Consider the following 19,468-nt stretch of genomic DNA (forward strand, 5'->3'; position numbering starts at 1 on the left):
TCACGGGCCATCGTACGTTCAGGGCGAATGGGTGATGTCGGCAATATCTTCAGCGGAGAGTGCGCCGGTGTCGGAAGTTTCCAGCACCACATAGGCGCTGCTGCAGAACAGCGAGTTTAGGCGTTTCATGTCGGCAATCAACTCCAGGTGCAGGGAGCTGGTTTCCAGGCTCTGTACGATTTTTCGCTGCAAGCGGCTGACATGGGCGTGAGCCAGGCGACGTTCCTGGGCGCGGAAGCGACGCTTCTCGCGCAGCAACTGGCGCGCGCTTTCCGGGTCGGCGCTGAGAAACACCGACAGGCCCAGGCGCAAGTTGGCAATCAGCTGGCTGTGCAGGCCGGCGAGTTCTTCCAGGCCGACTTCGGAGAACTGGCGGCGCTGCGAGGTTTTCTGCTGCTGGACCTTGCGCAGCATGCGCTCGATCAAGTCGCCGGCCAGTTTGAGGTTGATCGACAGCTCGATGATCTCGGCCCAGCGCCGGCTGTCGTGTTCACTGAGGTCTTCGCGGGGCATCTGCGCGAGGTACAGCTTGATCGCGCTGTACAACGCTTCGACGTCATCGCTGAGGCTGCGCATTTCCTGGGTGATGGCGGTTTGCTTGCCGCGCAGCACTTCGAGCATCGCGGTGAGCATGTTGTCGATCAGGTCGCCCAGGCGCAGGGTTTCGCGAGCGGCGTTGGCCAGCGCCAGGCTTGGGGTGGCGAGTGAGGCCAGGTCCAGGTGGCGCAGCTTGGCTTTGCCGTTGATCTCCGGTTGTTCCGGCAGCAGCCAGGCGCACAGGCGGGCCATCGGGCCGATGGTCGGCAGCAAAATCAGGCAGCGGCTGACGTTGTAGAGCACGTGGAAGGTGATGACCATGCCCTGGGCGCTGTAGTCCAGGCCGTCCATCCAGCGTACGAGAGGGTCGAGTACCGGGATGATCAGCAACAGGCCGATCAGCTTGTAGAGCAGGCTGCCGAGGGCCACTTGGCGCCCGGCGGCGTTCTGCATATTGGTACTGAGAAAGGCCAGCACACCGCTGCCGATGTTGGCGCCGATCACCAGGCCGATGGCCACGTGCAGGCCAATCACGCCGGCGCCGGCCAGGGTGGCCGTCAGCAGGACGGCGGCCAGGCTGGAGTAGGAAATCATCGCGAACAGGGCGCCAACCAGAGCGTCAAGCAGGATGTCGCCGGTCAACGAGGCGAAGATGACTTTGACACCCTGGGCGTGGGTGATCGGCCCGGCGGCTTCGACGATCAATTGCAGCGCCAGAATGATCAGGCCCAGGCCGATGCCCACGCGGCCCATCTGCCCTGCCCGCGTCTGTTTGCGCGACAGGAAGAAAATCACTCCGAGAAAAATCAGCAGTGGCGACAGCCACGACAGGTCGAACGTGAGCACCCGCGCCATCAGCGCGGTACCGACGTCGGCACCGAGCATGGTCGCCAGTGCAGGCATCAGGCCCATCAGGCCCTGGCCGACAAACGACGTCACCAGCATGGCCGTGGCGTTACTGCTCTGCACCATGGCCGTCACCAGAATACCGGCGATAAACGCCAGCCATCGCTTGGACATGTTCTGCCCGATGACTTGGCGCAAGTTGGAACCGTAGACCCGCAAGATGCCGGTACGGACGATGTGCGTGCCCCAGATAAGCAGGGTCACGGCGGAAAGCAGATTGAGCAAGGTCAGCATGCTCGGCCCCCCGTGTGGGTGTGCTCCAAAAAGAGCGAAGGAAGTTGCCGCGTGCCGTTCTACGTCTTGTACTTAAGCTGTAGTTGGCGAATGGGCTCGGCGCCAGCATCGCATAGCTAAAGTGGGGATTGAAACAAAACTGTCATGAAGATTGGCAGAGATCGTTCCTGCGCTCTGCATGGGCATGCACAAAACTAAACGTGGCGAGGGAGCTTGCTCCCGCTGGACTGCGTAGCGGTCCCTTTTTTTGGGCCACTTCGCGGCCCAGCGGGAGCAAGCTCCCTCGCCACAGTTACAGTGTTCGCCCTTGGCAAAGCGGCGTTGATTCAGCAGCGGGTCTTTTTTACTGACCCGGAATGTCCTTGCGCAGTTTCACTGGATCCTGCTGTTTCTTCTTTTTCGCGATGGCGGTGCGCATCTTGATGTTCACCGCTTCCACCGCCAGCGAGAACGCCATGGCGAAGTAGACGTAGCCTTTTGGTACGTGCACGTCGAAGGATTCTGCGATCAGCACAGTACCCACCACCAGCAAGAATGACAGTGCGAGCATTTTCAGCGACGGGTGCTTGTCGATGAACTCGCTGATGGTACCGGCAGCCAGCATCATCACCAGCACCGCGACGACAATCGCCGCCACCATGACCGGCACATGGGAGACCATGCCGACGGCGGTGATCACCGAGTCCAGGGAGAACACGATGTCGATGATGGCGATCTGAATGATGGTGTAGATGAACTTGCCGCCCGTGCCTTTCGGCTCGTCGTGGGTTTCATCTTCACCTTCCAGGGCGTGGTACATCTCCTGGGAGCTTTTCCACAGCAGGAACAGGCCGCCGAAGAACAGGATCAGGTCGCGCCCGGAAATGCCCTGGCCAAACACCACGAACAGGTCGGCGGTGAGTTGCATCACCCAGGTGATCGACAGCAGCAACAGGATTCGCGTGACCATGGCCAGCGCCAGGCCGAAGATCCGGGTGCGCGCCTGCATATGCTTGGGCATGCGGCTGACCAGGATCGAAATCATGATGATGTTATCGATGCCCAGGACGATCTCGAGGGCCGTCAGGGTGAAGAAGGCAATCCAGATCTCCGGATTGGTCAGCCATTCCATGTGTATTCCTTTGAGCAAATGTTAAACCGCGCAAGCTGCAGCGCCGCGCGGTTGGGTGTGTAGGATTATAGAGTGCTGAACAGCGGAATAATCCCCATCAGCAAAGCGGCGAACATTATGCACAGGCATACCAGCACTGCCCACTTGAGGGTAAAGCGCTGGTGATCGCCAAATTCGATACCCGCCAAAGCCACCAGCAGATAGGTCGAAGGTACCAGCGGGCTCAGCAGGTGCACGGGTTGCCCGACGATGGACGCGCGACCCATTTCCGCTGCGGTGATGCCGTAGTGGCTGGCGGCCTCGGCGAGTACAGGCAGTACGCCATAGTAGAACGCATCGTTGGACATGAAGAAGGTAAACGGCATGCTCACCAGCGCGGTGATCACCGCCAGGTACGGGCCCAGCGCATCCGGGATCACGGCGAGCAGGCTTTTGGACATGGCATCGACCATGCCGGTGCCCGACAGAATGCCGGTGAAGATACCGGCCGCGAAGATCAGCCCCACCACCGCCAATACGCTGCCGGAGTGGGCGGCGACGCGGTCTTTCTGCATTTGCAGGCACGGGTAGTTGACGATCATGGCGATACTGAACGCCACCATGAACAGCACCGGCAGCGGCAACAGGCCTGCGATCAGGGTGCACATCAGGGCGAACGTCAGTGCGCCGTTGAACCAGATCAGTTTTGGACGGCGAGCATCCGGGAATTGCGACACGCTGATTTCGCTGTGGTCGATCTCATCGCCGGCCAAATGCAGCTCACCCAGGCGAGCACGTTCGCGTTTGCCGTACAGGTAGGCAATTACCAGGATCGCCAGCACGCCCGCGGCCATGGCCGGAATCATCGGTACGAAAATATCCGAGGGGTCTACATGCAGCGCGCTGGCGGCACGGGCGGTCGGGCCACCCCAGGGGGTCATGTTCATCACGCCGCCGGCGAGGATGATCAGGCCGGCCATGATCCGCGGGCTCATGCCGATGCGCTGATACAGCGGCAGCATGGCGGCCACGCAGATCATGTAAGTGGTGGCGCCGTCGCCATCGAGGGAAACCACCAGCGCCAGCACGGCAGTGCCGACCGAGACTTTCAGCGGGTCGCCCTTGACCATTTTGAGGATCTTGCGCACGGCCGGGTCAAACAGGCCGGAGTCGATCATCAGGGCGAAGTAGAGGATGGCGAACATCAGCATCACGCCGGTCGGCGCGAGCTTGGTGATGCCGGCAAGCATCATCGGGCCGATCTGCGGTGCGAAACCGCCAAACAGCGCGAACAGGATGGGCACGATGATCAGAGCGATCAGCGCCGACAGGCGCTTGGTCATGATCAGGAACATGAACGTGATGACCATGGCAAAGCCAAGGAAAGTCAGCATAGGAATACTCCAGGCGTAGCGCGGCTAGGGAATGGCGAACCGGGTGGGGCTCAGCGCAGAACGAAAGGCACGAGGCGTACGGGTGGAGTCGGGGCAAGCAGGCGGGTACGGGCGGACATCGGGAATCACCATTGTTGTTGTTAACAGCCGGTCTGTTGCCGGCAGTGGGGGCGATCCTAGACGGGGAAGCTTTCAGCCAGCTTTCGCTGGAAAAACAGGTGATGAAGGGTGTGCGCACTACCTTCAGGCACACGCAGATCAAAGGTGGGAGCTGGCTTGCCTGCGATGGCGTCGGCACATTCAGCATTTGAGGTATCTGGCCTACCGCAATCGCAGGCAAGCCAGCTCCCACATTGGATTAGTGTTTGCCGCCAGTTGATCAGGGCAGTTCGAGGCCGCCGGCGGCTTTGTGCAGGGCGCGCAGATGCTCGCCCATCTGCTTGAGGTTGGCCTCGCAAGCGGCAATTTCGTCGGCGCGGGAAGGGTCGAGCAGCGCCCTCACCTCTTTATCCAGATCGCCGGTCAGCGATTGCAGCTGTTTCTGGCGCTGGGCACTTTCCGATTCCAGGCGTTTGGATTCCGACGGCTGGGGCAGCCCGTAGCCGCCACTGCCGAGCAGCTCGGCCGGGCGGCTGAGAAAGCCGCTGTTGGCGAGAATTTGTTGCAGCGTATTGTTGGCCCTCTCCATGCCGCCGTTTTTCAACTCGCGGGCATTGAGGTAACGCTGCTTCACTTCATCCTGGGCCAGCATCAGTTGCTTGCGATAGCTGGCCTGTTCCAGCAGCAACAGCGCAGCGCTGGTGCGCAGGTCGGCCTGGCTGAACCATTGGCGGCGCTCGGCGGCGCTGAGGGACAGCCAGTCTTCGACGCGGGTTTGCTTGATCGGCAAGCGTTTGCGCAGTACATCGAACATCGCCTGGTAGCGCTCGCGGAACGAGTCGAAGTGATAACCCAGGCGCAGCGCTTCGCGCTTGTCGTTCAACACGCTGGTATCCGCCAGGCCGCGTGCGGCGAGGACTTCCAGCAGGCCATTGGGGGTGATGTTGTCCAGGCCGGTCAGCTGCGGGTTGGCGCTGCCGCTGCGCAACAGCTTCAGGCTTTCTACTGCACAGTTATTGGAAATGAAGAAGTAATTGCCGTCGTAGCTCCAGTGCATCTCGGCGGCATGCTCGACGGTGTCGTTGATCTCCTGGCGCGACAGTTTGAGCGGCACAGAAGCGAGGCCGCGCAGTTCGGTCTTGGTGTACTCATCGATTACTTGGGCCAGCGGCAATACGAACAGGCGTGACGGGTACTTGCCGACCAGGCCGTCCCAGCTCGACAGCTGCACGTCACCGACGAAGGCGCGGTAGGACAGCACCAGGTGCTGGTCCAGGTCCAGCCGGCAATCCGGGCCACGCGGACGGCCGGGCGCGCAGATCACCAGGCGCAACATGCTGTGGCCCCAGCGGCTGACCAGATTCTCGTTGGCTTCGGCCAAAAGGTAGTCGATTTCGTAGACGCGCTCCGGATCGATCTGGCCCAGCGGGGTCTTGGCGAAATCATTGCCCGCGTTCAGGAACGCATAGGTCTTGGCGCAAGCGTCTTGCTCGGGCGGCGCCCAGCCGAAGTGTTCCTTGTAATAGCGAAACAGCGAGGGGCGACGGCAGGCGTAGCTGGGGTCGAGCAGGAAGTACTCCATGTTGACCGCCACGAATTCCAGCGGGCTGGTGGTTTCGTAGATGTCCGGGCTGCGGGCAACCTGGTGGTTGTTCTGCTCACGCTCGCCGCGGCGGCCGACGTATTGCGGCCAGCCGGCCAGGTCGAGCAGGCGTGGGTCGTCACTGAGGGTAAAGCGGCGGTCATTCTGACCACGGCATTGATCGGGCAGGCCGATCAAACCGGTGAGTTTGTTCTGGCGACTGCAGCGGTTGATCAGCGTGCGGTCTTCCCTGGTCCACAGGCGCGCGCGGTCATAGATGTGGGTCAGTTCATGCAGCACGGTGGCGAGCATTTCGCGGCGTACGGTGCCGTGGGGGCGGTTGGTCTTTTGGGTGGCGGCACTGCCATCGGTGAGGCTGGCGAGCAGGTTTTGGTTCAGATCCAGCTCGGAGACCAGTGAGGCCTGGCCGTAGGCGTTGTCGGGCATCTTGTCGGTCCAGCCGACATCAATGGTGCGGTCCAGCTGCTCGATAAAGCGCGGCGGCAACGCGCGCATCGCTTCATCGAGCAAAGCCTGGCTGGCCTGCTGTTCAGCCGGACTCAAACCATCGGTTTTGAGCCGCAGGTGCAGGCTGGCCTGGGCTGCGCCTGCACAGAGCAGCACAGTCCCGGCCAGTAGCCAGGCTGCCAGGCGCCTCACAGAGCGAGGATAGCTTCAGCGAGAGTCTGGTCACTGGCGTCACGCGCTTCCGGCAAGCGGGTGCGCAGGGTGTCGAAAGCCGCTTCGAGTTGCGCGCCACGGATTTCGCCATTGGAGGCGACGAAACTGGCGGCGTCATCGTGGGCTTCGCGCACGACTTTGGAGTCGCGGATCGAGGTGGTGGTGTCCGAGGTGAAATCAATGGTGCGTGCCGATGCACGCACGATGATGTTGCTGGTGGCTTTCAAGGTTTGCGCGTGGGCAACATCGGCCAACAACAGCAGGCCGAGAGCGGCGGCGATCAGCGGGCTACGCATGGAATGACTCCAGAATACAAAGATGATTATTGGACGAGAATTGCTTGCGCCAGTTCAAGGTCGCTGGCGTTAAGTTTTGGCTGGGTGCGGCGCAGGTAATCCAGCGCGGATTCCAGTCGGGCGCCCCGCCATTGGCCATCTGTGGCAATAAACGCGGCAGCGTCATCCTGGGCGGCCATGACTAACTTTCTGTCAAACGGTGCGGAGGTCACCTTGCTGGTGGCATACACACTGATGACGGTGTTCTGGGTCGTCATATCAAAGGCCGAAACCAAGGGCGACCAGCAGGCGGAAATCAATATGGGAACAATCAACAGGCGGTGTGAAAAAGCCATGAGACTCGACAACTGAAAGCGAGCGCCAAGGCTAGCCTAATGCCCCGGCGAGGGCCAGCGTTGACACATTTGGAAGCGGCTGGCGCTTCCAAATTTCATCTGGCGTTAAATCGCCAGAATGGCTTGGGCCAGTTGCGTGTCAGTCGCGCTGTTCAGCTGTGGCGCTTGTTGGCGGATCTGGGCCAGGGCGCTTTCCAGCTTCACGCCACGGATGGCGCCTTCGCTGGCGACGAAACTGGCGGCGTCGTCCCGGGCAGCCTGTACGACTTTGTTGTCACGCAGGGACGAGGTGGCGTCGGAGCTGGCGTCGGAAGTGGCTTTCAGCGCGCCAACGATCGAATCGGTGGTCACAAGGAAGCTGCTCGCATGGGCGTTGGCTGCCACGGCCAACAGGGCGGCAGCACTCAGCAGGCGAAGACGGGACATGGTAATGACTCCTGTAGATGAACAATTAAAGCGGCGCAGGACGGCCACTGTCGAGACGGACACCACTGCTCTGAGCTTCAGACGCCCGCTCTACAAGGTTCGCCACGTGGTGAGCGGATCTTATGCTGCCGTTTATCCGTTGGGGAAGTGATACAGATGTGCCGAATTTAAATTGTACTGCTTAATTGTTATGTTTTTTAAACTGTACCTGTTCGGGTATCAATGTCCTGTTTGAGACCTTGAAGCCGAAAACCAGAAACAACAAAGCCCGCCGCCGGTTTCCCGGGGCGGGCTTTGTTTTGACAAATCAGGTTGCTGGCAGTGGACCCGGCAGGTCAGGGCCAGCGAGCGCTAAATCAGCGCCAGAACGGCTTGCTGAGCTCTTCGTAGCGTTGAGCTTCGCTGATACCGGCGTCAGCCAGCAGACGCGAATCCAGACGAGCCAGCTGGTGGCGGCTGGAAATGCGGCGCTGCCACAACATCAGGTTGGCGAGAACGCGCAAAGGCAGGGAAGCCTGGGTGTTTACAGCTTTTTCTTCGAAGAACAGTTCGGAACTGAGTGTACGTTCCATGATGACATCCTTCCGCTTGTGGCGGGATTAGGTAGTGGTTTAACTGATGCCAATGATCCTCTTCCGGCGCAAGACTCTCCAGATACAGTTCACCTGTATTGTGAGGGCCCAGTTAACTGTTTATAGGGGCTGTACTGTACAGAAATGGGGCAACTGTACCTGTTCGCACTGAAACAGTGCGAAATAGGTATTTTCGATGAGAAGTGTAGGAGATTTCGGTAGGAAAACACCGGTACAGCAGTACAGTTTTTTACAGAATGGGCGGCGAACCCTCTGGGCTGATGAAACTGTATTTGCATCAGCCCGGATCTGTACCAATCAAGCCTTGAGCATATGCCCGGTTTCTTCCAGGTTAATGTGCCAGCTCAGTGCTTCGCGCAGGATGTGCGGCGTGTGGCCGCCAACGGCGCAGGCGGCATTGAAGTAACTGTTCAGCGCATCGCGATACGCCGGGTGCACACAATTGTCGATGATCACCCGCGCGCGCTCCCGAGGCGCCAAGCCGCGCAGGTCGGCCAGGCCGACTTCGGTCACAAGGATGTCCACGTCATGTTCGGTGTGGTCTACATGGCTGACCATCGGCACTACGCTGGAAATCGCGCCGCCCTTGGCAATCGACTTGGTGACGAAGATCGCCAGGTGCGCATTGCGCGCGAAATCCCCTGAACCGCCAATGCCGTTCATCATCCGCGTGCCGCAAACGTGGGTGGAGTTGACGTTGCCGTAGATGTCGAACTCCAGCGCGGTGTTGATCCCGATAATGCCCAGGCGCCGAACCACTTCCGGGTGGTTGGAGATTTCCTGCGGGCGCAGCACCAGCTTGTCTTTGTAATGCTCCAGGTTGCCGAACACGTCGGCATTGCGGCGCTCAGACAAGGTGATCGAGCTGCCGGAAGCAAAGCTCAGCTTGCCGGCGTCGATCAGGTCGAATGTCGAATCCTGCAACACTTCCGAATACATGGTCAGGTCTTCGAACGGCGACTCAATCAGGCCGCACATCACCGCGTTAGCGATGTTGCCGATACCGGCCTGCAGCGGGCCGAGCTTGTTGGTCATGCGCCCGGCGTCCACTTCCTGCTTGAGGAAGTTGATCAGGTGGTTGGCAATGCCTTGGGTGTCGCTGTCGGGCGGTGTCACGGTGGAGGCGGAGTCCGCCTGGTTGGTGACCACGATGGCGACGATCTTTTCCGGGGGAATGGGAATGGCCGTGCTGCCGATGCGGTCATCAACCTTCACCAATGGAATCGGCGTGCGGGTTGGCCGGTAGGTCGGGATATAGATGTCGTGCAGCCCTTCCAGGTTGGAGTTGTGCGCGAGGTTGATCTCGACGATTACGTGTTTGGCGAAGATCGCAAAGCTGGCCGAATTGCCCACTGAGGTGGTTGGCACGATATGGCCTTGCTCGGTGATGGCAACGGCTTCGATCACTGCGATGTCCGGCAACTTGAGCTGATTGTTGCGCAGTTGCTCAACGGTTTCCGACAGGTGCTGGTCGATGAACATGACTTCGCCGGCGTTGATGGCGCGGCGCAAGGTGCTGTCGACCTGAAATGGCATGCGGCGTGACAGCACACCGGCTTCGGTCAGTTGCTTGTCCAGGTCATTGCCCAGGCTGGCGCCGGTCATCAGGGTGATTTTCAGCGGGGAAGTCTTGGCGCGTTCGGCCAGGGCGTGGGGGACGGCCTTGGCTTCACCGGCACGGGTGAAGCCGCTCATGCCGACGGTCATGCCGTCCTCGATCAGTGCGGCGGCATCTGCCGCGCTCATGACCTTGTTCAACAACGAAGGCAAGCGGATACGATCACGGTACATGGATTGTTATCTCAGGCTACGGAAGCAAGGTGCGCAGTTTAGTGATTTCAAAAAATTTCGGCCCGCTACCATGGTCGAATGCCGGGCAGCGATTTAGAGCCTTTGGTCGGGTTTCATGCGGCAATAAAAAACCCCAGCCTACGGGAGGCCAGGGTTTTTTGTATTGCGCTGGCGCAGTGTTATTCGACGGCTTTGACCATATCTTCGATAACCTTCTTGGCATCACCGAAGACCATCATGGTCTTGTCCAGGTAGAACAGCTCGTTATCCAGGCCGGCATAGCCGCTGGCCATCGAGCGTTTGTTGACGATGATGGTCTTGGCCTTGAAGGCTTCGAGAATCGGCATCCCGGCAATCGGCGAGTTCGGGTCGTTCTTGGCGGCCGGGTTGACCACGTCGTTCGCGCCCAGCACCAGCACCACGTCGGCCTGGCCGAAATCGGAGTTGATGTCTTCCATCTCGAACACCTGATCGTAAGGCACTTCGGCCTCGGCGAGCAGGACGTTCATGTGCCCCGGCATGCGGCCCGCCACCGGGTGGATCGCGTATTTCACGGTAACGCCGTGGTGGGTCAGCTTCTCGGTCAGTTCCTTGAGTGCGTGCTGTGCCCGCGCCACTGCCAGGCCGTAGCCGGGCACGATGATCACGGTGTCGGCGTTGGTCAGCAGGAAGGTCGCGTCGTCGGCCGAGCCGGATTTGACCGGGCGTGCTTCTTTGGAACCGGCAGCGGCACCCACATCCGGTGCATTGCCGAAACCGCCGAGCAGTACATTAAAGAAGGAACGGTTCATCGCCTTGCACATGATGTACGAGAGGATCGCGCCGCTGGAGCCCACCAGGGAGCCGGCGATGATCAGCATCGAGTTGTTCAGCGAGAAGCCGATACCCGCCGCTGCCCAGCCGGAGTAGCTGTTGAGCATCGATACGACCACCGGCATGTCGGCGCCGCCGATCGGGATGATGATCAGCACGCCAAGCACGAAGGCCAGGGCCAGCATCAGGGCGAAGGCGGCGAGGTTGCCGGTGAACATAAAGGCCAGGCCTAGGCCAAGTGTCAGCAGGCCGAGCACCAGGTTCAATTTATGCTGACCGCCGAACTGTACCGGTGCGCCCTGGAACAGGCGGAACTTGTACTTGCCCGACAGTTTGCCGAACGCGATTACCGAGCCGGAGAAGGTGATTGCACCAATGGCTGCACCCAGGAACAGCTCCAGACGGTTGCCCGCAGGGATCGAGTCACCCAAATGTTTGACGATACCCAGGGATTGCGGTTCGACCACAGCAGCAATCGCGATGAATACCGCCGCCAGGCCGATCATGCTGTGCATGAACGCCACCAGCTCCGGCATCTTGGTCATTTCCACGCGCTTGGCCATGATCGAGCCGGCGGTGCCGCCGATCAGCAGGCCGACAATCACATAACCGATACCCGCTGTTGCGAGTTCAGCGCCCAGCTTATAGATGAGGCCCACGGTGGTGAGCACCGCCAGCGCCATGCCGAGCATGCCGAACAGGTTGCCGCGTCGCGAGGTGGTGGGGTGCGACAGGCCTTTGAGGGCCTGGATGAAGCAGATCGACGCGATCAGGTAGAGCGTCGTAACCAGATTCATGCTCATTACTTGGGCGCCTCTTCTTTTGCTTTCGGGGCTTTCTTCTTGAACATCTCAAGCATCCTGCGGGTCACCAGGAAGCCGCCGAACACGTTGACCGCCGCCAGGGCCACGGCCAGGGTGCCCATGGTCTTGCCCAGCGGGGTCACGGTAAGGGCGGCGGCGAGCATGGCGCCGACGATCACGATCGCGGAAATCGCGTTGGTCACCGCCATCAACGGCGTGTGCAGCGCGGGCGTGACGTTCCAGACCACGTGGTAACCGACATAAATCGCCAGCACAAAGATGATCAGGTTGTAGATACCGGGGGAGATAAGCTCTTCCATCGTCTGAATCCCTGCTTAGGCGTTTTTGCGGATGACTTGGCCGTCGCGGCACATCAGGCACGCGGCGACGATGTCGTCTTCGAGGTTGATTTCAAACTGCCCTTCCTTGGTGAAGACCAGCTTCAGGAAGTCCAGCAGGTTGCGCGCGTACAAGGCTGACGCGTCGGCGGCAACGGCGCCGGCCAGGTTGGTCGGGCCGCAGATGATCACGCCGTTTTCGACGACGACTTGGTCGGCGACGGTTAGCGGACAGTTACCGCCTTGGGCTGCAGCGAGGTCGATGACTACCGAGCCGGGCTTCATCTGCGCGACGGTTTCGGCACTCAACAGCGTCGGTGCCTTGCGGCCCGGGATCAGCGCGGTGGTGATGACGATGTCGGCCTGCTTGGCGCGCTCGTGCACGGCCAGGGCCTGGCGCTGCATCCAGCTGGTGGGCATCGGACGGGCATAGCCGCCGACGCCGACGGCGCATTCACGCTCTTCATCGGTCTCATAGGGCACGTCGACAAACTTGGCGCCGAGGGATTCGATCTGCTCTTTAACGGCTGGACGCACATCGGAGGCTTCGATCACGGCGCCCAGGCGTTTCGCTGTAGCGATGGCCTGCAAGCCAGCAACGCCTGCACCCAGGATCAACACGCGCGCAGCCTTTACGGTGCCGGCAGCCGTCATCAGCATCGGCATGAAGCGCGGGTAATGATGGGCGGCCAGCAACACGGCTTTGTAACCGGCGATGTTGGCTTGGGAAGACAGCACGTCGAGGCTTTGGGCCCGTGAGGTGCGTGGCGCGGCTTCGAGGGCGAAAGCGGTAATGCCGCGTTCGGCCAGCCTGGCGATGGTTTCGTTGCTGAACGGATTGAGCATGCCCACCAACACGGTGCCGCTTTTGATCAGCGTCAGTTCGCTGTCGCTGGGGGCAACCACCTTGAGAATCAGCTCGGCGCCAAACGCATCGCTGGCATTGCCAATGGTTGCGCCTGCCGTTTCATAGGCACTGTCGACGACGCTGGCTTTGACGCCGGCTCCGCTTTGTACAGTGACCTTATGGCCCTGGCCGATCAGCTTCTTGATGGTTTCCGGGGTGGCAGCCACCCGCGTTTCACCGGTCTGGGTTTCGAGAGGAACACCAATGTGCACGTCAAATCTCCTGCATGATCTTTTTGCTTTTGATCTTTTTGTAAAAAGGCCAGTGCACCGTGAGTGGCGCATCTGGGGCGGCCGATCAGCACGATCCCGCTGAAATGACAGCGGGGCGCGGCATTTTGCAGGCGAACTTTACGGCCTTCAAGGGATTATGACGGGTGACGAAAAATTAACTACAAGTCACCCTGTGACTGATTGTCGCAATGCCGCGAAATAACCGCTTTAAATACAGGTGTTTAAGGGGCTGCAGGTGTTTATAGCTGCTTTTTCAATTGCTGGCGTGAATAGCCGTGCATTGGCAGGTAATAGTCGCTAGAAGCCATGATAATCATGGCTTTGAACGGGTTTTTTAGCGGGCAGGTACAGTCTGCTTAAATGCGACATATACGTATATCTGTAGGTTTTCAATTTAATTGACTACAGGGTCAACAAAGCATCGTGAGCCTTCAGTTCACAGGGCTGTAGCGCTGCGATTGGTCAATCAGCCAGTCCCGGAAGGCATGCAATGACGCCGATTCGACCTTTCTTTCGGGAATCATCAGGTAATAAGCCTTCGAGCTGGTCAAGGCTTCGGTGTTCGCGATGACCAGGCGCTTCTCGTCCAGTTCGCGCTGAATCAGAAACGGCGGGATCAGCGCGATTCCCATGTCATGCATGGCGGCTTGGGACAACATCGAGAATAGCTCGTAGCGTGGGCCTGTCATGTCGCGGGGTACACCCAACTGCCGCGCGCTGAACCATTGGCGCCAGGCGTAAGGCCGAGTGGTTTGCTGGAGCAGTGGCAGTTCTGCGATTTCATCGGGGCTGAATTGGGTGCGGGCGCCCAGTAATCGGGGGCTGCACACGGGCACGGGGTTTTCTCCCATCAGTCGGTGGGACTGCGTACCCGACCAGTCGGCATTGCCGAAGTAGATCGCTGCGTCGAACTCGGTATCGGCAAACAGGAAGGGGCGTGTCCGGTTGGTGAGGTTGACCGTAACCTCCGGATGTTGGTGCTGGAAGTCCTTCAGGCGCGGGATTAGCCATTGGGTGCCGAACGTCGGGACCACGGCCAGTTCGATGACATTGGCGCCCTGCTGCCCCATGACGGACAAGGTATCGCGCTCCACGGCGTCCAGCTGCGTAGCGACGCGGCGGCTATAGGACAGCCCTGCTTCGGTCAGTTTTACCCCGCGCCGCGAGCGCCGAAACAGCTCGACACTCAAAAACTCCTCAAGGCTCGCAATTTGTCGGCAGATCGCACCCTGGGTGATGGAAAGCTCGTGCGCCGCCTTGGTAAAGCTCTCGTGGCGGGCTGCGGCTTCAAAACTGACAAGGGCGGTGGTGCTGGGAATCTTGCGGCGCATGTACTGTGTCCTCACTTATAAAGCGCTAATCCGCCTTTTTTGGCTGTTTCGAAGTGAGAAATTAGCACAACCCTATGCAGAAACCTCGTTTGCCCTCCTGGCCTGTCCGACCTAGTCTTCTGCCACGAATTTTGATTTTCATCGAGAGGACTTATTCATGGCTGGCAAGGCAAGCTTCAACTGGATCGATCCACTGCTGCTGGATCAACAGCTCACTGAAGAAGAGCGCATGGTGCGTGACAGTGCCGAGCAATTCGCCCAGGACAAGCTGGCGCCGCGTGTGCTCGAAGCCTTCCGCCATGAAAAGACTGACCCTGCGATCTTTCGCGAGATGGGCGAAACCGGCCTGCTGGGCGCAATGATTCCTGAGCAGTACGGTGGCAGTGGTTTGAATTACGTCAGTTATGGGCTGATCGCCCGTGAGGTCGAGCGTGTCGACTCCGGCTATCGCTCGATGATGAGTGTGCAGTCGTCACTGGTCATGGTGCCGATCAACGAATTCGGTACCGAGGCGCAAAAGCAGAAGTACTTGCCGAAGCTGGCGTCCGGCGAATGGATTGGCTGTTTCGGCCTAACCGAGCCGAACCACGGCTCCGATCCGGGCGCAATGATCACGCGTGCACGCAAGGTGGATGGCGGCTACAGCCTGACTGGCGCCAAGATGTGGATCACCAACAGCCCGATCGCCGATGTGTTTGTGGTGTGGGGCAAGGATGATGCGGGCGACATCCGCGGGTTTGTCCTGGAGAAAGGCTGGAAGGGCCTGAGTGCGCCGGCGATTCACGGCAAAGTCGGCCTGCGTGCGTCCATTACCGGTGAGATCGTGATGGATAACGTCTTTGTGCCGGAAGAAAATATCTTCCCTGACGTGCGTGGCTTGAAGGGGCCGTTCACCTGCCTGAACTCGGCGCGTTATGGCATTTCCTGGGGCGCGTTGGGTGCTGCGGAGTTCTGCTGGCATACCGCTCGCCAGTACACCCTTGATCGTCAGCAGTTTGGTCGCCCGTTGGCGGCGACTCAGTTGATCCAGAAGAAGCTGGCCGACATGCAGACCGAGATCACTTTGGCCCTGCAAGGCTGCCTGCGTTTGGGGCGGATGAAGGATGAAGGCACGGCGGCGGTCGAGATCACCTCGATCATGAAGCGCAACTCGTGCGGCAAGTCGCTGGATATCGCGCGTATGGCGCGGGACATGTTGGGTGGCAACGGTATTTCCGACGAGTTCGGCGTGGCGCGTCATCTGGTCAACCTGGAAGTGGTGAATACCTATGAAGGGACCCACGACGTGCACGCCTTGATTCTCGGGCGCGCGCAAACCGGTCTTCAGGCTTTCTATTAATAGGAGCACGACATGGGCGCGCTTTCACATCTGCGGGTACTGGATTTATCGCGAGTGCTGGCGGGACCCTGGTCCGGGCAGATCCTCGCGGACCTTGGGGCGGAGGTCATCAAGGTCGAGAGGCCGGGTAGTGGCGATGACACGCGTGCCTGGGGCCCGCCCTTCCTTAAGGACGCTTATGGCGAGAATACCAGTGAGGCGGCGTATTACCTGTCGGCCAACCGTAACAAAGAGTCAGTGACCATCGACTTCACGCGGCCGGAGGGGCAGAAGCTGGTGCGTGACCTCGCGGCCAAGTCCGACATCCTCATCGAGAACTTCAAGGTGGGCAGTCTGGCGGCGTACGGGCTGGACTATGAATCGTTGAAGGAGCTCAATCCGGAGTTGATCTACTGCTCGATCACCGGGTTTGGTCAGACCGGGCCCTATGCGGCGCGGGCGGGCTATGACTTTATGATTCAAGGCCTTGGTGGCCTGATGAGTCTTACCGGCAGGCCCGAAGGGGATAACGGTGCGGGGCCGGTGAAAGTCGGAGTGGCGCTGACCGACATTCTGACAGGGCTTTATTCTACGGTGGCAATCCTGGCAGCGTTGGCTCACCGGGATCATGATGGCGGCGGGCAGCACATCGACATGGCATTGCTGGATGTGCAGGTGGCCTGCCTGGCTAACCAGGCGATGAATTACCTGACGACGGGCGTGTCTCCGAAGCGGCTGGGTAATGCGCACCCGAATATTGTGCCTTATCAGGATTTTCCTACGGCTGACGGCGACTTTATTCTGACCGTGGGTAATGACGGGCAGTTTCGCAAGTTTGCCGAGGTGGCCGGGCAGCCGCAGTGGGCGGATGATCCGCGATTCGCTACTAATAAGGCGCGTGTGGCAAACCGCGCCGAGCTTATTCCGTTGATTCGCCAGGCGACTGTGTTCAAGACGACAGGTGAGTGGGTATCGCTGCTTGAGCAAGTGGGCGTGCCGTGTGGGCCGATCAATGACTTGGCGCAGGTGTTTGCCGATCCTCAAGTGAAGGCGCGCGGGTTGGCGATGGCGTTGCCGCATGCGCTGGCAGGTATGGTGCCTCAGGTGGCCAATCCCATACGGTTGTCCAAAACGCCTGTTGAGTACCGTAGTGCGCCTCCTCTGTTAGGGGAGCATACGGCGCAAGTGCTGCAGGATGTATTGGGGTTGGGGGTTGCCAATGTGGCTGAGCTGAAAGCGTTGGGGGTAATCTGAACGCTCTCTTCTATATAGAGAGGAAGTTTTTGGAGATCTTCCTGGTTGTTTTTTAATCAACTCTAACTAATTGATAGAAAAGCAAAATTAAGGGTTGACGGCAGATTCTGGAAGTCTATAATTCGCCCCACTTCCGGCGCAGTCGAAACGGAAAACTCCTTGAGTTTCAATGAGTTAAGTAGGTTTCGATAGCGAGTTGCTTCAGTCCATCGAAGCCCAGAAGGAGTTGATAGAGCGGTGTTGTTTGGCTCTGTTAACGTTTCGATCCTCTCGGTCGAAAGCGGAGAAAAAGAGGTGTTGACAGCAGCGTGTAACGCTGTAGAATTCGCCTCCCGCTAACGAGAGATCGGAAGCGCAAGTGGTTGAAGTTGTTGAAGAAATCTTCGAAAGCTTCTGAAAATAATCACTTGACAGCAAATGAGGCTGCTGTAGAATGCGCGCCTCGGTTGAGACGAAAGATCTTAACCAACCGCTCTTTAACAACTGAATCAAGCAATTCGTGTGGGTGCTTGTGGAGTCAGACTGATAGTCAACAAGATTATCAGCATCACAAGTTACTCCGCGAGAAATCAAAGATGTAACCAACGATTGCTGAGCCAAGTTTAGGGTTTCTTAAAAACCCAAAGATGTTTGAACTGAAGAGTTTGATCATGGCTCAGATTGAACGCTGGCGGCAGGCCTAACACATGCAAGTCGAGCGGTAGAGAGAAGCTTGCTTCTCTTGAGAGCGGCGGACGGGTGAGTAATGCCTAGGAATCTGCCTGGTAGTGGGGGATAACGTCCGGAAACGGACGCTAATACCGCATACGTCCTACGGGAGAAAGCAGGGGACCTTCGGGCCTTGCGCTATCAGATGAGCCTAGGTCGGATTAGCTAGTTGGTGAGGTAATGGCTCACCAAGGCGACGATCCGTAACTGGTCTGAGAGGATGATCAGTCACACTGGAACTGAGACACGGTCCAGACTCCTACGGGAGGCAGCAGTGGGGAATATTGGACAATGGGCGAAAGCCTGATCCAGCCATGCCGCGTGTGTGAAGAAGGTCTTCGGATTGTAAAGCACTTTAAGTTGGGAGGAAGGGCAGTTGCCTAATACGTAACTGTTTTGACGTTACCGACAGAATAAGCACCGGCTAACTCTGTGCCAGCAGCCGCGGTAATACAGAGGGTGCAAGCGTTAATCGGAATTACTGGGCGTAAAGCGCGCGTAGGTGGTTTGTTAAGTTGGATGTGAAATCCCCGGGCTCAACCTGGGAACTGCATTCAAAACTGACTGACTAGAGTATGGTAGAGGGTGGTGGAATTTCCTGTGTAGCGGTGAAATGCGTAGATATAGGAAGGAACACCAGTGGCGAAGGCGACCACCTGGACTAATACTGACACTGAGGTGCGAAAGCGTGGGGAGCAAACAGGATTAGATACCCTGGTAGTCCACGCCGTAAACGATGTCAACTAGCCGTTGGAAGCCTTGAGCTTTTAGTGGCGCAGCTAACGCATTAAGTTGACCGCCTGGGGAGTACGGCCGCAAGGTTAAAACTCAAATGAATTGACGGGGGCCCGCACAAGCGGTGGAGCATGTGGTTTAATTCGAAGCAACGCGAAGAACCTTACCAGGCCTTGACATCCAATGAACTTTCCAGAGATGGATTGGTGCCTTCGGGAACATTGAGACAGGTGCTGCATGGCTGTCGTCAGCTCGTGTCGTGAGATGTTGGGTTAAGTCCCGTAACGAGCGCAACCCTTGTCCTTAGTTACCAGCACGTTATGGTGGGCACTCTAAGGAGACTGCCGGTGACAAACCGGAGGAAGGTGGGGATGACGTCAAGTCATCATGGCCCTTACGGCCTGGGCTACACACGTGCTACAATGGTCGGTACAGAGGGTTGCCAAGCCGCGAGGTGGAGCTAATCCCATAAAACCGATCGTAGTCCGGATCGCAGTCTGCAACTCGACTGCGTGAAGTCGGAATCGCTAGTAATCGCGAATCAGAATGTCGCGGTGAATACGTTCCCGGGCCTTGTACACACCGCCCGTCACACCATGGGAGTGGGTTGCACCAGAAGTAGCTAGTCTAACCTTCGGGAGGACGGTTACCACGGTGTGATTCATGACTGGGGTGAAGTCGTAACAAGGTAGCCGTAGGGGAACCTGCGGCTGGATCACCTCCTTAATCGACGACATCAGCTGCTCCATAAGTTCCCACACGAATTGCTTGATTCATTGAAGAAGACGATAAGAAGCAGCCCGAAATTGGGTCTGTAGCTCAGTTGGTTAGAGCGCACCCCTGATAAGGGTGAGGTCGGCAGTTCGAATCTGCCCAGACCCACCAATTTTGTGTGGGAAACGCCTGTAGAAATACGGGGCCATAGCTCAGCTGGGAGAGCGCCTGCCTTGCACGCAGGAGGTCAGCGGTTCGATCCCGCTTGGCTCCACCACTACTGCTTCTGAAGTTTTAAAGCTTAGAAATGAGCATTCCATCAGTGTGATGGTGAATGTTGATTTCTAGTC

Annotated in this window: 15 protein-coding genes, 2 tRNA genes and 1 rRNA gene; 5 read left to right on the plus strand and 13 right to left on the minus strand. The window is 58.7% G+C overall.

All coding sequences use genetic code 11. The features are described from left to right. Positions 1-18: 18 nt before the first annotated feature. The 13 genes from ATI14_RS07295 to ATI14_RS07360 form a co-directional block, all read right to left on the minus strand. Positions 19-1,677, minus strand: coding sequence for a Na/Pi cotransporter family protein (locus ATI14_RS07295; RefSeq protein WP_080519803.1), 1,659 nt, complete (start codon positions 1,675-1,677; stop codon positions 19-21). Between the two features lie 343 nt (positions 1,678-2,020). Beyond that, positions 2,021-2,788 (minus strand): TerC family protein, encoded by a 768-nt coding sequence (locus tag ATI14_RS07300; protein ID WP_016969563.1) that lies wholly within the window; start codon positions 2,786-2,788, stop codon positions 2,021-2,023. 65 nt (positions 2,789-2,853) lie between these two features. After that, positions 2,854-4,161, minus strand: coding sequence for a CitMHS family transporter (locus ATI14_RS07305; RefSeq protein ID WP_016969564.1), 1,308 nt, complete (start codon positions 4,159-4,161; stop codon positions 2,854-2,856). A gap of 379 nt (positions 4,162-4,540) precedes the next feature. Continuing rightward, the gene (locus ATI14_RS07315; RefSeq protein WP_016969566.1) at positions 4,541-6,502 is read right to left on the minus strand and encodes a DUF7844 domain-containing protein; all 1,962 of its coding nucleotides are present in this window, start codon (positions 6,500-6,502) and stop codon (positions 4,541-4,543) included. After that, on the minus strand, positions 6,499-6,819 hold the full coding sequence (locus ATI14_RS07320; protein WP_016969567.1) for a DUF2388 domain-containing protein: 321 nt from the start codon (positions 6,817-6,819) through the stop codon (positions 6,499-6,501). Before ATI14_RS07320 ends, ATI14_RS07315 begins: the two co-directional genes overlap by 4 nt. A 26-nt stretch (positions 6,820-6,845) precedes the next feature. Next, positions 6,846-7,154 (minus strand): DUF2388 domain-containing protein, encoded by a 309-nt coding sequence (locus ATI14_RS07325; RefSeq protein ID WP_016969568.1) that lies wholly within the window; start codon positions 7,152-7,154, stop codon positions 6,846-6,848. Positions 7,155-7,259: 105 nt separating this feature from the next. Next, complete coding sequence (locus ATI14_RS07330) at positions 7,260-7,580, minus strand: DUF2388 domain-containing protein (RefSeq protein ID WP_016969569.1); 321 nt, start codon at positions 7,578-7,580, stop codon at positions 7,260-7,262. 356 nt (positions 7,581-7,936) lie between these two features. Next, positions 7,937-8,152: a DUF1127 domain-containing protein gene (locus tag ATI14_RS07335; RefSeq protein ID WP_003187413.1), complete on the minus strand. Its 216-nt coding sequence runs from the start codon at positions 8,150-8,152 to the stop codon at positions 7,937-7,939. Between the two features lie 318 nt (positions 8,153-8,470). Next, positions 8,471-9,964 carry an acetyl-CoA hydrolase/transferase family protein gene (locus tag ATI14_RS07340; RefSeq protein WP_016969570.1) on the minus strand — a complete coding sequence of 498 codons (1,494 nt, stop codon included), beginning with the start codon at positions 9,962-9,964 and terminating at the stop codon, positions 8,471-8,473. A 179-nt stretch (positions 9,965-10,143) separates the two neighbouring features. Further along, a complete protein-coding gene (locus ATI14_RS07345) occupies positions 10,144-11,580 on the minus strand; it encodes an NAD(P)(+) transhydrogenase (Re/Si-specific) subunit beta (protein WP_016969571.1) in 1,437 nt (478 codons plus the stop codon). Next, positions 11,580-11,900 carry an NAD(P) transhydrogenase subunit alpha part 2 gene (locus ATI14_RS07350; protein ID WP_003220416.1) on the minus strand — a complete coding sequence of 107 codons (321 nt, stop codon included), beginning with the start codon at positions 11,898-11,900 and terminating at the stop codon, positions 11,580-11,582. Before ATI14_RS07350 ends, ATI14_RS07345 begins: the two co-directional genes overlap by 1 nt. Positions 11,901-11,915: 15 nt before the next feature. Then, positions 11,916-13,037, minus strand: coding sequence for a Re/Si-specific NAD(P)(+) transhydrogenase subunit alpha (locus ATI14_RS07355; RefSeq protein WP_016969572.1), 1,122 nt, complete (start codon positions 13,035-13,037; stop codon positions 11,916-11,918). Between the two features lie 452 nt (positions 13,038-13,489). Further along, positions 13,490-14,389 (minus strand): LysR family transcriptional regulator, encoded by a 900-nt coding sequence (locus ATI14_RS07360; RefSeq protein WP_016969573.1) that lies wholly within the window; start codon positions 14,387-14,389, stop codon positions 13,490-13,492. Positions 14,390-14,546: 157 nt separating this feature from the next. Between ATI14_RS07360 and ATI14_RS07365 the strand changes: the two genes are divergently transcribed. The 5 genes from ATI14_RS07365 (at position 14,547) to ATI14_RS07390 (ending at position 19,395) form a co-directional block, all read left to right on the plus strand. Further along, positions 14,547-15,728 carry an acyl-CoA dehydrogenase gene (locus tag ATI14_RS07365; RefSeq protein ID WP_003187423.1) on the plus strand — a complete coding sequence of 394 codons (1,182 nt, stop codon included), beginning with the start codon at positions 14,547-14,549 and terminating at the stop codon, positions 15,726-15,728. A gap of 12 nt (positions 15,729-15,740) precedes the next feature. Beyond that, entirely contained in the window at positions 15,741-16,961 is a 1,221-nt protein-coding gene (locus ATI14_RS07370) for a CaiB/BaiF CoA transferase family protein (protein ID WP_016969574.1), read from the plus strand. 632 nt (positions 16,962-17,593) lie between these two features. Then, positions 17,594-19,130, plus strand: a 16S ribosomal RNA gene (locus ATI14_RS07380). Between the two features lie 82 nt (positions 19,131-19,212). Then, positions 19,213-19,289, plus strand: a tRNA-Ile gene (locus tag ATI14_RS07385). Positions 19,290-19,319: 30 nt separating this feature from the next. After that, positions 19,320-19,395: transfer RNA gene (locus tag ATI14_RS07390), tRNA-Ala, on the plus strand. Positions 19,396-19,468 lie beyond the last annotated feature (73 nt).

The sequence above is a fragment of the Pseudomonas tolaasii NCPPB 2192 genome, assembly GCF_002813445.1.
Classification (GTDB): domain Bacteria; phylum Pseudomonadota; class Gammaproteobacteria; order Pseudomonadales; family Pseudomonadaceae; genus Aquipseudomonas; species Aquipseudomonas tolaasii.

Coding starts and splice junctions, on each gene's coding strand:
- ATI14_RS07330 (WP_016969569.1), bottom strand. CDS start 7,580: ATGTCCCGTCTTCGCCTGCTGAGTGCTGCCGCCCTGTTGGCCGTGGCA.
- ATI14_RS07360 (WP_016969573.1), bottom strand. CDS start 14,389: ATGCGCCGCAAGATTCCCAGCACCACCGCCCTTGTCAGTTTTGAAGCC.
- ATI14_RS07340 (WP_016969570.1), bottom strand. CDS start 9,964: ATGTACCGTGATCGTATCCGCTTGCCTTCGTTGTTGAACAAGGTCATG.
- ATI14_RS07335 (WP_003187413.1), bottom strand. CDS start 8,152: ATGGAACGTACACTCAGTTCCGAACTGTTCTTCGAAGAAAAAGCTGTA.
- ATI14_RS07320 (WP_016969567.1), bottom strand. CDS start 6,819: ATGCGTAGCCCGCTGATCGCCGCCGCTCTCGGCCTGCTGTTGTTGGCC.
- ATI14_RS07345 (WP_016969571.1), bottom strand. CDS start 11,580: ATGAGCATGAATCTGGTTACGACGCTCTACCTGATCGCGTCGATCTGC.
- ATI14_RS07365 (WP_003187423.1), top strand. CDS start 14,547: ATGGCTGGCAAGGCAAGCTTCAACTGGATCGATCCACTGCTGCTGGAT.
- ATI14_RS07305 (WP_016969564.1), bottom strand. CDS start 4,161: ATGCTGACTTTCCTTGGCTTTGCCATGGTCATCACGTTCATGTTCCTG.
- ATI14_RS07350 (WP_003220416.1), bottom strand. CDS start 11,900: ATGGAAGAGCTTATCTCCCCCGGTATCTACAACCTGATCATCTTTGTG.
- ATI14_RS07295 (WP_080519803.1), bottom strand. CDS start 1,677: ATGCTGACCTTGCTCAATCTGCTTTCCGCCGTGACCCTGCTTATCTGG.
- ATI14_RS07325 (WP_016969568.1), bottom strand. CDS start 7,154: ATGGCTTTTTCACACCGCCTGTTGATTGTTCCCATATTGATTTCCGCC.
- ATI14_RS07300 (WP_016969563.1), bottom strand. CDS start 2,788: ATGGAATGGCTGACCAATCCGGAGATCTGGATTGCCTTCTTCACCCTG.
- ATI14_RS07370 (WP_016969574.1), top strand. CDS start 15,741: ATGGGCGCGCTTTCACATCTGCGGGTACTGGATTTATCGCGAGTGCTG.